At 51.8% G+C, this 14,525-nt stretch carries 12 protein-coding genes; 5 read left to right on the plus strand and 7 right to left on the minus strand.

Going from position 1 to position 14,525, the window contains the following annotated elements; translation table 11 throughout:
* Positions 1 to 53 precede the first annotated feature (53 nt).
* From fumA to ACLD4K_RS13650, 5 genes are all read right to left on the minus strand, one after another.
* Positions 54 to 1,700 (minus strand): class I fumarate hydratase FumA, encoded by a 1,647-nt coding sequence (gene fumA / locus ACLD4K_RS13630; RefSeq protein ID WP_411012012.1) that lies wholly within the window; start codon positions 1,698 to 1,700, stop codon positions 54 to 56.
* 95 nt (positions 1,701 to 1,795) lie between these two features.
* Positions 1,796 to 3,136: an anaerobic C4-dicarboxylate transporter DcuB gene (dcuB, locus tag ACLD4K_RS13635; protein ID WP_000899149.1), complete on the minus strand. Its 1,341-nt coding sequence runs from the start codon at positions 3,134 to 3,136 to the stop codon at positions 1,796 to 1,798.
* 146 nt (positions 3,137 to 3,282) lie between these two features.
* Complete coding sequence (locus ACLD4K_RS13640) at positions 3,283 to 3,549, minus strand: hypothetical protein (RefSeq protein ID WP_076736114.1); 267 nt, start codon at positions 3,547 to 3,549, stop codon at positions 3,283 to 3,285.
* 316 nt (positions 3,550 to 3,865) lie between these two features.
* Positions 3,866 to 4,585 (minus strand): two-component system response regulator DcuR, encoded by a 720-nt coding sequence (dcuR, locus tag ACLD4K_RS13645; RefSeq protein WP_000611307.1) that lies wholly within the window; start codon positions 4,583 to 4,585, stop codon positions 3,866 to 3,868.
* Positions 4,582 to 6,213 carry a sensor histidine kinase gene (locus ACLD4K_RS13650; protein WP_183060040.1) on the minus strand — a complete coding sequence of 544 codons (1,632 nt, stop codon included), beginning with the start codon at positions 6,211 to 6,213 and terminating at the stop codon, positions 4,582 to 4,584. Before ACLD4K_RS13650 ends, dcuR begins: the two co-directional genes overlap by 4 nt.
* A 374-nt stretch (positions 6,214 to 6,587) precedes the next feature.
* Between ACLD4K_RS13650 and ACLD4K_RS13655 the strand changes: the two genes are divergently transcribed.
* From ACLD4K_RS13655 to ACLD4K_RS13670, 4 genes are all read left to right on the plus strand, one after another.
* Positions 6,588 to 9,017, plus strand: coding sequence for a DMSO/selenate family reductase complex A subunit (locus tag ACLD4K_RS13655; protein ID WP_392483380.1), 2,430 nt, complete (start codon positions 6,588 to 6,590; stop codon positions 9,015 to 9,017).
* 13 nt (positions 9,018 to 9,030) lie between these two features.
* Positions 9,031 to 9,657 carry a DMSO/selenate family reductase complex B subunit gene (locus tag ACLD4K_RS13660; RefSeq protein WP_000816143.1) on the plus strand — a complete coding sequence of 209 codons (627 nt, stop codon included), beginning with the start codon at positions 9,031 to 9,033 and terminating at the stop codon, positions 9,655 to 9,657.
* The gene (locus ACLD4K_RS13665; protein ID WP_080094996.1) at positions 9,650 to 10,423 is read left to right on the plus strand and encodes a dimethyl sulfoxide reductase anchor subunit family protein; all 774 of its coding nucleotides are present in this window, start codon (positions 9,650 to 9,652) and stop codon (positions 10,421 to 10,423) included. Before ACLD4K_RS13660 ends, ACLD4K_RS13665 begins: the two co-directional genes overlap by 8 nt.
* 75 nt (positions 10,424 to 10,498) lie before the next feature.
* Complete coding sequence (locus ACLD4K_RS13670; protein ID WP_316987464.1) at positions 10,499 to 11,092, plus strand: molecular chaperone; 594 nt, start codon at positions 10,499 to 10,501, stop codon at positions 11,090 to 11,092.
* 83 nt (positions 11,093 to 11,175) lie between these two features.
* On the opposite strand, the gene ACLD4K_RS13675 is transcribed toward ACLD4K_RS13670, so the two are convergent.
* A complete protein-coding gene (locus tag ACLD4K_RS13675) occupies positions 11,176 to 12,576 on the minus strand; it encodes a DUF1996 domain-containing protein (protein WP_411012013.1) in 1,401 nt (466 codons plus the stop codon).
* A 303-nt stretch (positions 12,577 to 12,879) separates the two neighbouring features.
* Between ACLD4K_RS13675 and ACLD4K_RS13680 the strand changes: the two genes are divergently transcribed.
* Positions 12,880 to 13,785 carry an SdiA-regulated domain-containing protein gene (locus ACLD4K_RS13680; RefSeq protein ID WP_001268195.1) on the plus strand — a complete coding sequence of 302 codons (906 nt, stop codon included), beginning with the start codon at positions 12,880 to 12,882 and terminating at the stop codon, positions 13,783 to 13,785.
* 304 nt (positions 13,786 to 14,089) lie between these two features.
* Here the strand turns inward: ACLD4K_RS13680 and ACLD4K_RS13685 are convergent, their stop codons facing one another.
* The gene (locus ACLD4K_RS13685) at positions 14,090 to 14,476 is read right to left on the minus strand and encodes an Ig-like domain-containing protein (protein ID WP_259468482.1); all 387 of its coding nucleotides are present in this window, start codon (positions 14,474 to 14,476) and stop codon (positions 14,090 to 14,092) included.
* Between the last annotated feature and the right edge of the window lie 49 nt (positions 14,477 to 14,525).

Consider the following 14,525-nt stretch of genomic DNA (forward strand, 5'->3'; position numbering starts at 1 on the left):
CCATCCGGCAATTAATCGATAACGCGGCCCGGGAGAACGCCGGGCCTGCCAGGTTATTTCGCGCAGTTAGCGCACTGATTGCTGACAATCTGCTGGAAGAAATCGTTGCCTTTGTCATCCACCAGGATAAAGGCCGGGAAATCTTCTACTTCAATTTTCCAGATAGCTTCCATGCCGAGTTCCGGATACTCGACGCACTCCAGATGTTTAATGCTCTGCTGTGCCAGAACCGCCGCCGGGCCGCCGATACTGCCCAAATAAAAGCCGCCATGTTTTTTACAGGCATCGGTGACCTGCTGACTACGGTTGCCTTTCGCCAGCATGATCATACTGCCGCCGTGGGATTGCAGCAGATCGACATAAGAGTCCATTCGGCCTGCGGTGGTGGGGCCTAATGAGCCAGATGGATAACCTGCCGGGGTTTTTGCCGGACCTGCGTAATAGATGGGATGGTCTTTAATATACTGCGGCAGGTCTTCGCCGGATTCAATACGCTCTTTTAGCTTCGCGTGGGCGATATCGCGACCTACGATAATGGTGCCCGTCAGCGACAGGCGAGTCGAGACTGGGTACTGCGATAGCTGGGCGAGGATCTCTTTCATCGGACGGTTGAGATCGACTTTCACCGCGTCGCCTTCGCCCGCCTGACGCAGCGCTGGCGGAATATACTGGCCCGGATTGTGTTCCAGTTTTTCGATCCAGATGCCTTCGCGGTTGATTTTCGCTTTGATGTTACGGTCGGCCGAGCAGGAGACGCCCATCCCCACCGGACAGGAAGCGCCGTGACGCGGCAGGCGAATTACGCGAATATCGTGGGCGAAATATTTCCCGCCGAACTGGGCGCCGAGGCCAAGTTTTTGCGCTTCTTCCAGCAGTTCCTGTTCCAGGTGGAGATCGCGGAATGCCTGGCCGTGCTCGTTACCTTCCGTCGGCAGCGCGTCGTAATAGTGGGTGCTGGCGAGTTTAACGGTTTTCAGCGTGCTTTCCGCCGAGGTGCCGCCAATGACAAAGGCGATATGGTATGGCGGACAGGCCGCAGTGCCCAGCGTGCGCATTTTCTCAACGAGGAAGTTTTTCAGCTTGCCTGGGGTGAGCAGCGCTTTGGTCTCCTGATAGAGATACGTTTTGTTTGCTGAACCGCCGCCTTTCGCCACGCAAAGGAACTTGTACTCGTCGCCATCGACGGCATAGAGATCGATTTGCGCTGGCAGGTTGCTGCCGGTATTGACCTCTTTGTACATATCCAGCGGCGCGTTCTGCGAGTAGCGCAGGTTATCTTCGATATAGGTATTAAACACGCCTTTGGAGAGCGCGGCTTCATCACCGCCGCCCGTCCAGACGCGTTGGCCTTTTTTACCCATGATAATCGCCGTGCCGGTATCCTGGCAGGTCGGCAGAATGCCTTTGGCGGCGATCTCGGAGTTTCTCAGAAATTGCAACGCCACATATTTGTCGTTTTCGCTGGCTTCGGGGTCATGGAGAATGGCGGCGACTTGCTGCTGGTGTTCAGGACGGAGCATAAAAGACGCATCATGGAAGGCCTGTTGAGCCAGCAACGTTAACGCCTGCGGCTCAACGTTGAGGATAGATTCTCCGTTGAATTCACTGACGCTGACATAATCGGAGGTGAGCAGATAATACTCTGTTTTGTCCTCTCCCATCGGGAAAGGTGCCTGATAGATAAACTCTTTTTTCGACATGTGCTTCCAGCCTAATAGTAAGAAAATGTATTAAGAGCCTCATGGGCCAGGCTCTAAGTCGCGCGCCGCGCATAACCGGGCGGCGCGCGCGGCCATTACAGGAATCCGTACATTGCGGCAAAGATCCAGCCAAAGACGCAGGAGACGCTCACGCCAATCAAACCCGGCAGAATGAAGCTGTGGTTAATGACGAAGCGGCCAATACGGGTTGTGCCGGAACGGTCAAACTGAATCGCCGCCAGATCGCTTGGGTAGGTCGGCAGGATATAGTAGCCATAACATGCCGGCGCAGAGGCCACGATATACGCCGGATCGACACCGATAGCCAGCGCGACGGGAACAATCGCCGCCAGCGCCGCCGCCTGGGAGTTAACAAACTTGGAGACCAGCAGCAGAACGATGGCATAGGCCCACGGATACTCTTTGACCATTTCGCCCAGCACGCCCTGAATTTCCGACATATGCGCGCCGAACATGGTTTCCGCCATCCAGGCGATCCCGTATACCGCGACAATCGCAATCATACCGGAACGAAAAACTTCGTTTTTTGAGATAGACGCAGGATTGGTTTTGGTCAGGATGATAATGAGCGCCCCGGTCAGCAGCATGAACATCTGAATGACCAGCACCATCGACAACGGTTTGCCGCCGAAGGTTGGGCGTAAGTCGGAGTCCGCGCCCAGGAGAGCGACCACGGCAATCGCCGCCAGGAAGATCCACATCGCCAGCCAGTTGCTTTTCGGCAGTTTTTTATCCAGCAGCGTCGCGGTATCGCCGTACACGTACTGACGGTTTTCCGGTACGGAGATAAATTTCTGAAACGCTTCGTCTTTATCCAGATCTTTACCGCGGAACCAACTAAAAATACCGATTGCCAGGATACCGAGCAGGGTAGACGGGATGGTGATCGACAGCAGATCGAGGAACTCCAGATGTTTGCCGTCAAATGTCACGTTGCCCAGCATCGCTACCAGAGAAACAACGGCGACGGAAACCGGACTGGCGATGATGCCCATTTGCGCGCCGATAGAACTGGCCGCCATTGGACGTTCCGGACGGATATTATTCTTGATCGCCACGTCATAGATAATCGGCAAAATGGTGTAGACCACGTGGCCTGTCCCACACAGAATCGTCAGGGTACAGGTGACGAACGGCGCCACAATAGAGACGTATTTGGGGTTGCGACGCAGCAGCTTTTCGGCAATCTGCAACATCACATCCAGCCCGCCTGACGCCTGCAACGTTGCCGACGCGGCGACTACCGCGATAATGACCAGCATTACGTCAACGGGCGGTTTACCTGGCTGGAGATGGAAAACAAACACCAGAATGACCAGACCGATACCGCCCAACAACCCGAGCGCGATCCCGCCCTTTCGGGCACCATAAAACAGACATATTAATATTATGAGAAGCTGTATACTAAATAACATTTTTATTTATCCTCGCGATAAACCCAGTCAATTTTGATAAATGGATCACAGTCATCTTCTGATTTTTGTGAATGAACATCAGGAAATGGCGAATATTCAATGCGCCAGTGGCGACGATTAACGATTAAGCGTTTTACAGAGTTGCTTTAAGTAATTATTTTCTTGCGATGGTGATGTTCAGAGGGAAGCACCCTCTGGCGATGGGCAGGTGGAGTCAGCGAGAGCAGTAGATTATGATTTGTCTGTTTTAAAAACAGGCGTTTATTATTTGATTTTTGTGTCTCGCCATCAGGTAAATCACGAGATAAAGCGAACAGAATGTGACTTATGTGATCATTGTCACGCCATTTTTTTAAATTATTAGTATGGCGTGTGGAGACGCGTATCTGCTCACCAATATACGTATTGTCCATAGGCGTAGCACAAGCTCCATTGCTACAAACATAATTTTATTTAAGTGTCAGGAAAACTCCGGACAAATCCCTTTTTTAATAAAAATACACACTCTCTGCATGGGATAATACTTAATTAACTTTTGTTATCGTTTTGAAATTAAAAACAGCGCATAGCGCTGTAATAATAAGAAATAACGTTAACAGGCCTGGATTGAGTATATTTGATCTGACACAATTTCCCTGTTTTGTTATTAATGTGATAGCGTTTTTATTGGCATTGTTATAATAAATGTTACCAGGATATAACGCTTCGCGCCGGTTTTATGCGGTATCCTTACTGACAATATTGTTTCAGTAAAGAGTAATGTTCTGGCTGAACGCGGTAGCGGTAAACCGGCCTGCCGGTCACGCCGTAATGAATACTGGTAAACAAGATATGGCAATTCACCAGCCAGATAAGATATTTACGGCAGGAGACGCGAGAGATATTCACTTCGTTGGCCAACTCGTCGGTAGAAAATTCCTGCTCCTGATGCGCATCAATCCACTGGCATAAGGTGCGTAGCGTTTGCTGCGTCAGCCCTTTTGGCAGCCGGCGAGGCTCCTGCTCGCTGGATGAATTGCCGTGAATGAGCAGGTCAAGCTCAGACTGTTCGTAATACTGGCGTTTTTCCATCGCCGTTTTCTTACGTAGCCAGCCGGTCAGCGCTTCTTCAAAGCGCGTGGCCTGAAAAGGCTTGATCAGATAATCCACCACGCCGTAGTGAAGCGAATCTTTAATGGTGGCGGCGTCAGCGGCAGAAGAAATGACAATAACGTCGCTTTTGCAGCCTGCGCTGTGCAGGACAGGCAGCAGATCCAATCCATTTTCCTGCTGCATGTAGATATCCAGCAGGATGAGGTCAATGTGATTTTCACTGTTGAAGATAAACTCTTTCGCTTTTTCCAGCGTCGAAGCGGTTCCACAACAATGAAAACCGGAGATTTGCGCGACATAGCGGCGATTTAACTCCGCGACCATCGCATCGTCATCGACAATTAATACATTGATCATAGGCTGGTCCTTTTTCCATCCCAGGGTAACTGTACAAAAAATTGTGTGAAGATCCCAGGCTCGGACTCCACGGAAATTACGCCGCCAAGCGCTTCAACCTGCTGTTTAACCAGCGCTAAACCGACGCCGCGTTCGGCGCCTTTCGACGAGACGCCTTTTTCAAAAATCGCGTCGATGCGCTCAGGTTCGATACCCGGACCGTCATCGCTCACTTCGCAATGCAGCCAGCCATGGCGGTAGTGCAATGAGACGCTGATTTCGCCGCCGGATTCCTGGCTCAACGCTTCCAGTGCGTTTTCAATCAAATTACCCAGCGCCGTAATCAGCGCCGTAACCTGATCTTCATTGTTATTATCCGGTAACTGGCTGTCGCTGCTTATCACCAGACTGTGCCCGAAATCAGAGGCGCGAGTCATCTTACTGAGCAAAAAGCCAGCGATAATCGGCGACTTTATTTTACCCAGCAGCAAACCGATCTCTTCCTGATAGTTATTGGCCGTCTTGATAATATACGCTTCAAGCTGCTTATAACTCTTCAGGTGCAATAATCCCAGAATCACATGTAATTTGTTCATGAATTCGTGGGATCGTTCACGGAGCGCATCCGCGTAGTTCACCATCCCGTCCAACCGCTGCATCAGTTGGCGAACTTCTGTTTTATCCCTGAAGGTGGATATCGCGCCGATAATTTCGCCGTTGCTGCGCACCGGAACGGTATTCACCAGCAGCAGACGGCCTTTGACGATGATCTCTTCATCGCGGCGCGGCGTACCGTCACGCAACACTTCGCTAATGTCTACCACCTGCGACCAGGCATGACTCAGGGTGGATAATCTGGCGTCATCCTGCGTTTTTCGATAATCGAGCAGCGCCTGCGCCGCATGGTTAATCAACGTGACTTCGCCGCTATCATCAACGGCGATAACGCCCTCTTTGATTGACTGCAGCATCGCCTGGCGTTGTTCAAACAGGGTTGAGATCTCATAGGGTTCGAGGCCAAACAGGATTCGTTTTAGCACTTTGACCAGCGCATACGTGCCTAATAACCCCACCAGAGCGCCGAAAAGAATGGACCAGATAATACTGCCGCGGCTGTTGTTGATCTGCTGCGTAACGTGACTGAGTTCCAGTCCAATCGCTACCACGCCGATCTGCCGGTGGCGTTCATCATAAACCGGTGTGAAAACGCGCAGCGCTTTGGCAAGAAAGCCGCGATTAATGGCAACGTTTTCCTTTCCCTGCAGCGCGAGCAGAATATCATCGCCTTTGAACGGTTGACCGATTCGCTGCGTTTCTGGGTGCGAATAACGGATGCCCTGCATATTGGTCACCACAATAAACAAAAAGCCATTATGCTGGCTCACCGCTTCGGCGAGCGTCTGAATGCCGCTTTCCGCAGGCGGTTTTTTCAGCCCCTCGCGAACTGCCGGAGAGTCCGCCAGCGAGCGAGCCACCGCCAGCGCTTTATCTGCCAGCGCGTCGCGCGTCATGCTGCTGATTTGCGAAAAATAGATCAGATGGACCACAACGAGCACCGAAAACAAAACGGCGCTGACCATCAGAATGACGGTAGTGCCGAGTTTCATGGGGCGTTTGCGTAACGCCCGGCATGGCAGGGAGTGTTTCATAGTGGACCTGAGCGGACGAATCGTAAGGTTATTATCCCTGATGAGGCGTCTAATTCAAAGGCATAGGCGATGTTGCTCCAGTGTTGAAAAGCCCGTCTTACCTTGCAGGGGGCGCTACCTGCTCATGTCGACTGGCAAACGTCATGTCGTTAATTAATATCGCCGGATACCGTGATGGATAATTTATTTTCATCAGAATTGCATAAAATAATTTTTCATTAATTTTTATAATAATGTATGCGGTATCACGTTTTATTTTTACTGACGTTCAGAATGCGTTTGATCACAATCAATCAGCGCTAATGTTTAATCTATTATGATTGGTTTTCATTACATATTATGAATAATTATGGAAGCAATGTGAGAAATAAAAAATGGAAATAAAAAAATGGCTGAACACAACCATAACCCGACGTGATGCTATTGTCGCTACTGCAAAAGTAGGGGCGGCGGTGACGCTAAGCCAGGCGATTACGCTGCCTTTTGCTACCACTGCCCAGGCGCAGGATACCCCGATACCGAAGGATGCCAACGACGAAACCGTCAGGCACAGCGCCTGTCTGGTCAACTGTGGCAGCCGATGCCCGCTTAAGGTTATCGTGAAAAATGATCGCATTGTGCGTATTGAGCCGGAAGACGCGAAAGATGACGCGGTATTCGGCGAGCATCAGATTCGTCCCTGCCTGCGTGGGCGTTCCAGTCGCTGGCGCGTCTATAGCCCGGATCGCATTAAGTATCCGATGAAAAGAGTGGGAAAACGCGGTGAAGGAAAATTTAAACGTATTTCATGGGATGAGGCCACGGCCTTTATTGCCGCGGAATTAACGCGCGTTAGCGAACAATATGGCCGGGAAGCTATTTATTATAATTATCAATCCGGGGCATATTATCATACGCAGGGCAGGCCCGCCTGGATAAGATTATTAAATCTCACTGGCGGTTATTTAAATTATCACAACACCTATTCCACGGCGCAAATCGCCACCGCCACGCCCTATACCCACGGCGATTATGTCGGTAGCCATTTTACGCAGATCGCGCATTCCGATCTGGTGGTGCTATTTGGCCTGAATCTCTCAGAAACGCGGATGTCCGGCGGCGGTCAGGTTGAAGAGTTGCGCCGGGCGCTGGAGACCTCGAAAGCCAGAGTCATTATTATCGATCCGCGCTATACCGATTCAGTGATTACCGAACACGCCGAATGGCTACCGATTCGCCCAACCACGGACGCTGCGTTAGTCGCCGGCATAGCGCATACGCTGATTACCGAACAGCTTCTCGACGAGGCGCTGGTAAACCGCTATTGCGTCGGCTATGACCGTAGCACCTTGCCGGACACGGCTGCGCCTAACGCCAGCTATAAAGATTATGTTCTTGGCACGGGCGATGACGGTATCGCGAAAACCCCGGAATGGGCGGCGGATATCACCGGTATTCCGGCAACGCGTATTCGCCAACTGGCACGCGAAATCGCCTCGGCGCGCGCCTGCTATATTTGCCAGGGCTGGGGGCCGCAGCGTCATGCCAACGGCGAACAAACCGTGCGTGCTATTCAGACGCTGCCAGCGTTAACCGGCCACTTCGGGCGGCCCGGCACCAACAATGGCAACTGGCCTTACGGTACGCCGTATGGCGTGCCATTGTTGCCCGTCGGTAAGAATCCGATCACAACCTCTATTCCTTGCTATCTGTGGACGGACGCCATTCAGCACCCGGAGAAAATGACCGCGACGACAATGGGCGTGAAAGGCGCGGACAGGCTAAAAACCGGAATTAAGCTGTTTTTCAACCAGGCCGGTAATACTTTGCTGAATCAGCACGGCGAAACAAACCGCACCCGTCAAATTCTCGCGGATGAATCGCTGTGTGAAACCATTATCGTGATTGAAAACCATATGACGCCCAGCGCGATGTATGCGGACCTGCTTTTGCCAGAGACCAGCTATCTTGAGGCGGAAGACCTGGTGGACAGCTCCTATGCGGCGGGATCGCATAACTATATGATTGCGATTCAGAAAACCGTTAAACCGATGTGGGAAGTGCGCAGCACGTATGACATCTGCGCGGATATCGCCGGGCATCTTGGACTGCGCGAGCAATATACCGAGGGCCGAACTCAGGCGCAGTGGGCGGAGATGCACTATCAGCAGATCCGTGAAAAACGTCCATACCTGCCGGAGTGGAGCGTGGCGAAAGAGATGGGTGTGATTGACCAGCGTATCGCTACCGAGCAGCAGAGCCTTGCGTTTGCCGATTTCCGCGCCGACGCCGAGGCTAATCCACTCTCCACGCCGTCGGGCAAAATTGAAATTTACTCCCAGGCGCTGGCGGATCTGGCGCAAACGTGGACGTTGCCAGAAGGCGAGCGAATTCCCGCATTGCCGGAATTTTGTCCGGCGAAAGAGTCGCATCTTAACAAAGCGCTGACGGCGAAGTATCCGTTACAGTTAAGCGGCTTCCATACCAAAGGGCATACCCACTCGACCTACAGCAATGTGCTGATGCTGCATGAGGCAGTGCCGGATGAAGTCTGGATTAACCCGATTGACGCCAGCGCCCGCCAATTGAAGTCCGGCGATCGGGTGCATGTATTCAATGACCGCGGCGTGGTGGAGCTTCCCTGTAAAGTGACCCAGCGCATTTTACCCGGCGTGGCGGCGATGCCGCAGGGCGCGTGGACGCAGCTTGACGGCAACGGCGTTGATGTCGGCGGCTGTATCAATACGCTGACCAGCCACCATCCTTCGCCGCTGGCGAAAGGCAATCCGCAGCATACCAATCTGGTTGAAATTAAACGCGCTTAAGGAGTGATGTACGATGAAACAGTATGGCTTTTATGTTGACTCCTCGCGCTGTTCAGGCTGTAAAACCTGCCAGGTAAGCTGCAAGGATAATAAAGATCTGGATGTCGGTCCGAAACTGCGCCGCGTCTATGAATATGGCGGCGGAAGCTGGGTGAAAGAGGGGGAAAGCTGGCATCACGACACCTTTACCTACTACCTCTCTATTGCTTGTAACCATTGCGATGAGCCGGTATGTGTCTCCGGCTGTCCGACCGGGGCGATGCATAAACGCAAAGAAGATGGTCTGGTCGTGGTGGATGACAGCGTATGCGTCGGCTGTCGCTATTGTGAAATGCGTTGCCCCTACGGCGCGCCGCAGTTTGATACGCAGGCGAACGTGATGCGTAAATGCGACGGTTGTCTTGACCGACTGGAGAACAATCTGCGCCCTATCTGTGTGGATTCTTGCCCGCAGCGAGCGCTGGATTTCGGCCCTGTCGATGAATTACGGGCAAAATATGGCACGGAGAATCAAATCGCGCCGCTGCCTTCGGCGTCGTTCACCCATCCTAACCTCATTATTAAACCGCATCCGAAAGCGAGACCCACGGGCGATACGGAAGGCGCAATCATGAACATTCGGGAGGTGCGCCATGCATGAGTTACCGCTGGTCTTTTTTACGGTCTTTACCCAGAGCGCGGTCGGCGCGTTTATTCTGCTGCTGATTGGCGGCGCAATGGGGCTGGTCGCGCCGCGGCGCAAGGCTATTGGTCTGTTCTCGGTGATGTGCCTGTTTGGGCTGGGCGTCATTATCGGCACCTTCCACGTCGGGCAACCGCTGCGTGCGCTGAATATGCTGCTGCGCGTCGGACATTCGCCGATGAGTAACGAGATTGTCTTGTCGGCGGCTTTTGCGGCGCTCGGCGGGCTGGGGGCGCTCGGTTTGTTGCTGAACCGGGCGACGCCGCTGTGTAACGCGTTGGTCTGGTTGGCGGCGATAGTCGGAGTTGTCTTCTTATACGCCGTTCCGCAGATTTACCAACTGCCGACGGTGGCGACCTGGCGTTCATCTTACACCACGGCAATGATGATATTGACGCCGTTGATTGGCGGCGGCGCGTTGGCGGCATTGTTTGGCGTGCGCCGTCTGGGGCTACTGGTCAGCGTGTTGGCGATTTTGGTGAGCTTTTGTCTGCGCCCGGGCTATATGGCGACGCTGATGAGCGCCGATAGCGCTCTGACCGCTGCGCAGCATAGCTGGTTTACCGCCCAGGCGATATTGCTGGCGGCGGGCGTGGTCGGGGTGGTGGTCTGCGCGCGCCTGAAATCGAGCGCTGCGGTGCTGGCCATGACGGCTGTGGTGGTTATCGCGGCGGAGTTGGCGGGTAGGATTGCGTTTTACAATCTGTGGACGTTGCCAATGTAGTTTTTTGCCCGGTTTATGCCATGTAAGCCTGATAAGCGTAGCGTCATCAGGCGAAATATTTCAGGAGCTATTGCTATGCCTTCCCGTGCTGTTTTGCCGCGTATCCTCGGCGCACTGTTTTACTTCTCCCCTGAGAGGCCGGAGGTGAAAGCGTTGTTCGACTGTTTGCCAACGTTGCCTGAGCTTTACCCCTGGCGCGATCGCGGACATATTGAATCACTGTGTGCGTCATGGTCGCTACCGGATGATGATGCGCTTACATGGCAATTTTCCGTGTTGTTTGAAGGCCAGGGAAAGATGCCCGTCCCGCCCTGGGGATCGGTCTATCTGGAAACAGATAATTTGCTGATGGGGGAAACCACCGCCGATTATCGAGCTTTTTTACAGGCGCAGGGCATGGTATTCACTGACCGTGAACGCGAGCCGGAAGATCAGTTTGGCCTGATGCTATTAGCCTGTAGCGATCTGCTGGCACGAGGCGACAACGTGGCGGCCAACCGGTTACTGGAGGCGCATCTGCTGCCCTGGGGATTCCGCTATCTGGAATTGCTGCAACGCAATACCGTTAGCGCCTTCTATGCCCGGCTTGCCATCGTAGCGACCTGTTATTTGCAGGATGTTCAGCAGCAACAGGGACTACAGCCTGAGAATAAACGGTTGTTTTTCTGAGGTATTGGTCAGGTTTTGATGGCGTGCCATAATGCTTGTGCCGCCATCGTGCCCGCTGTTGCGTCAGCGGGCACAGTTTACTATTACAGCTCCGGCGTCTTTTTGAAACCGGTCAGCATCAGCACCAGGCTCTGTTTTGAGTCCGCTGGCGTGAAATCGTAGTGATTTCCCTGACGGTCGCCGCCGATATACCAGGATATTTCCGTTTTCCCTTCCGCCAGCGCTTTGCGCACCGCTTTATCGACATCAACCATGCGATACTCATGTGAATGGTTTAGATATAACACGGCATCGGAACGGTAGTTGATCGCCGGTTTATTGTTCCAGGACACGGTACTGGTGTGCCAGTCACTGCTGGTCGGGTAAAAGAAAATTTGATCGGCGCCGTTCGTTTCCGTTTTGCCGCCAAAAAGGCGAATACGGTATTTGAATAGCGAAGCGTCCATATTGGCAGGCAGGGGCGGGATCTTAAATTTCACCAGCGTGAGCGTTTCCGGGTGCTGCGTGCGTCCGCCATTTGTCCAGTCATCCTGTACGTACAAGGTATCGACGCTGGCATGAGGCTTGTCGTCTTCGCTGCTTATCCAGGTATTTTCTTCCGCTTTACTGTAGGCGTAAGGAACCGTAGTGCCGCAATCCAGTCCCTGATTCATACACAGATCCGTCATAAACTGCGCGCCATCTTCCGTCCAGCCATTCATAAAATCGGCATGGGCGGTATAAAGACTTCCCCAGCGCTCTTCCCGGGTTTCGCCATGCATTACCGGGTCCATCGACAATTCCACTTTGGACGTATCCAGCGAGGAGATCTGCGGGAGTACCCAGGCGATGTTCATATTAACCGTCGGGATTTTGACCGGATAGTCTGCGGAACATTTCCCGTGGTCGGCATAGATAGCATTATTGTGGCTATGGGTCGGTTTCAGGTTGACGCCATCCCAACAGTTGGGGAAAGCGATCCCGATATTAAACTGGACGGCATCGCCCGCTTTACGCAGGCCGCATATTTCGCCTACCTTGTTGGTGTAACCTTTGCCGTTGGCACATAAAAAGGTGATTGCGGAACTGGGGCCAGTACCGTGATGATCGCCTGCCAGTAACTCCAGCCCGGCCGGGAATGGATGGAGCGGATATTGCGCTACATTTGTGGATTGATAATAGGTCTTTTGGTAGGCCGGTTTTACGATTTCACCATCGGGTAATTTCATGGACGGCGCCCAGTAAGCGGAGCTGTCGGCTTTATTATCACAGGTGGTATCTGGTTGCGCGCGCAACGTCTGGTAGGTAGAGACCGCGTCGGTGTGGGTGTTGCCAAAAAAGTCATGCCACATCGCCTGATTCGCTTTACCAAACATCATAATCGCGTCATCGCCCAGCGTGTGGTGATAGCCGCACACGACATGCGCCTGAGGACCAGCATGGGCCGGGAATACGCCAGCGGCAACGAGCGTAGCCAGGCTGACGGTAATAAGGTTGAGTTTCATTTTTTTGCTGCCCGGTTGAATAGAAGTGGGAGCAGCAATAGCAGATCAGATTGCGGTGTTACATCTCATTAATTATCACTTTTTGTCATTTGCCCTGCATACAGGGGCGAATTTGCAGACGTACTATTTAAATAATTAGCCGAAACTACCCTCCTCTTGATTATGTCAATTTACAAAAAGGGTACGTTAGTGATTAAAATCGGGCTTTTTGTGATAACCCTCACTATTTCATTTTGCCTATGCTAATGGCGCTCGCCATAACCGAATAACGATTCTATCGGACATCGGCTTTATTTTTAAGAAATGCGTTACGACATCAGTCGTGACGCGATCTGCTATGGATTTTTTATGAGATTACTAAAACGCGTTATTGTGGTTGTACTCTTGGGCGTGATTTTATTTATGGTCAGGGACGATATACGCTATGTTTATCAACTGATCCTCAAATATGGTGATAAACCCTCGGCGCTAGCACTGAGTAGCTATAAAGCGGTTATTCAGCAAAAACCAGTTGCAGGAGTTAAGAGTAACCTTTCAGGTTTGACCTACTCCGCCGAAGACAGGATGCTTTTCGCCGTTATTAATAATCCCCCTGAACTGGTCTGGTTAACGACAGAAGGGCAGCTGGTAGGGCGGATGCCGTTGCAGGGCATCCACGACCCGGAGTCTATTGCATGGAGTGGGGGCAACCAGTTCCAGATAGGCAGTGAGAAAGATGGCGCGGTCTATAAAACACAGGTGGATATTCAGCGCGGCGCCATGCAGATAATCTCCATGGTGAAGCTTGAGGGCTATGACAAAGCAAAAAATAAAGGGCTGGAAGGTACGGCATGGGATGCGAAAAATGAGAGATTATATGCCGCAAAAGAAAGAAAACCCATTATGATCAAAGAAGTAGAGATGAGCAAAAATGGTATCACCAGAGCGTTGCCTTCTGCCATCACTGCGAGTGTGAGCGATGTCTCCGGACTTGAATACCATGCCCCAACGGATTCGCTGTTAGTGTTGTCGGACGAGTCAAAAATGATTCTGGAGGTCAGTTCCGAGTGGCGGGTGCGCGATCGATTGTTCCTGACGGCGGAGTGGTCAGGGCTCAGAGATGATATCCCCCAACCAGAAGGGATTGCCATGGATAATGAAAATAATTTGTATATTGTGAGCGAACCAAATCTGTTTTATAAATTTTCATGTGATATACAGAATGACTAAAATGTATTTTTACTGCCACAGTATGCTAAAACAGAACAAGGTTATTAATACCATGATTTGACGATTTCTTGATTCGTTGATTTCGTTGATTCATTGTTGGGGATATTTATGTTTTACTTACCTCAGTAACGGATTACTTTGTGGTGTAGCGTAACGGTAATTGTCCTCCTCATATTTGCGGCAGCGTAGTCTGCCGCTTTTTTTTATAAATTAACTCTCTTCTGTAATAATGAACAGACAATAAATATTATTCTGTTTTTTTCAGGAGGCCTCCGAAGAGGCCTCGCATGGTGATGTTTAGTTATCAGGCATAATATTCTTCATCAACACTTACCGAATGCAATGTCGCCTCGCTAAGCAAAATCATTTCATCTACGCCGGAACTCTTGTTAACCGGATTTTCCGTCGGCGATGTACCTGTAAATGCTCCACTGGCGGTGGCGCTATTACCGGCGGGATCGGTGGCCGTTATGGTGTACTGATTCGCCCCCGACAGAATAGCGGATTGCGGAACAGAAACATGCCAGTTACCGGTATCGTTATCAACACTGGCGGTGTAGTCCGTATCGTTGACCGTGACCTTCACCTGAATATCCTGATGCGCCTCCACGACTCCCTTAAGGGTGACGGTATTATCCAGACTGCTAATAGTCGATCCCAACGTTGGTTCGGCGGGCGGTTGTGTATCAATAGTCAGCCGCTCGTTCAGCGTATTCTCATTCCCGGCAGCGTCTTTAGCC

Source organism: Salmonella sp. 741265055_HSA (assembly GCF_046569525.1).
Lineage (GTDB): Bacteria > Pseudomonadota > Gammaproteobacteria > Enterobacterales > Enterobacteriaceae > Salmonella > Salmonella enterica.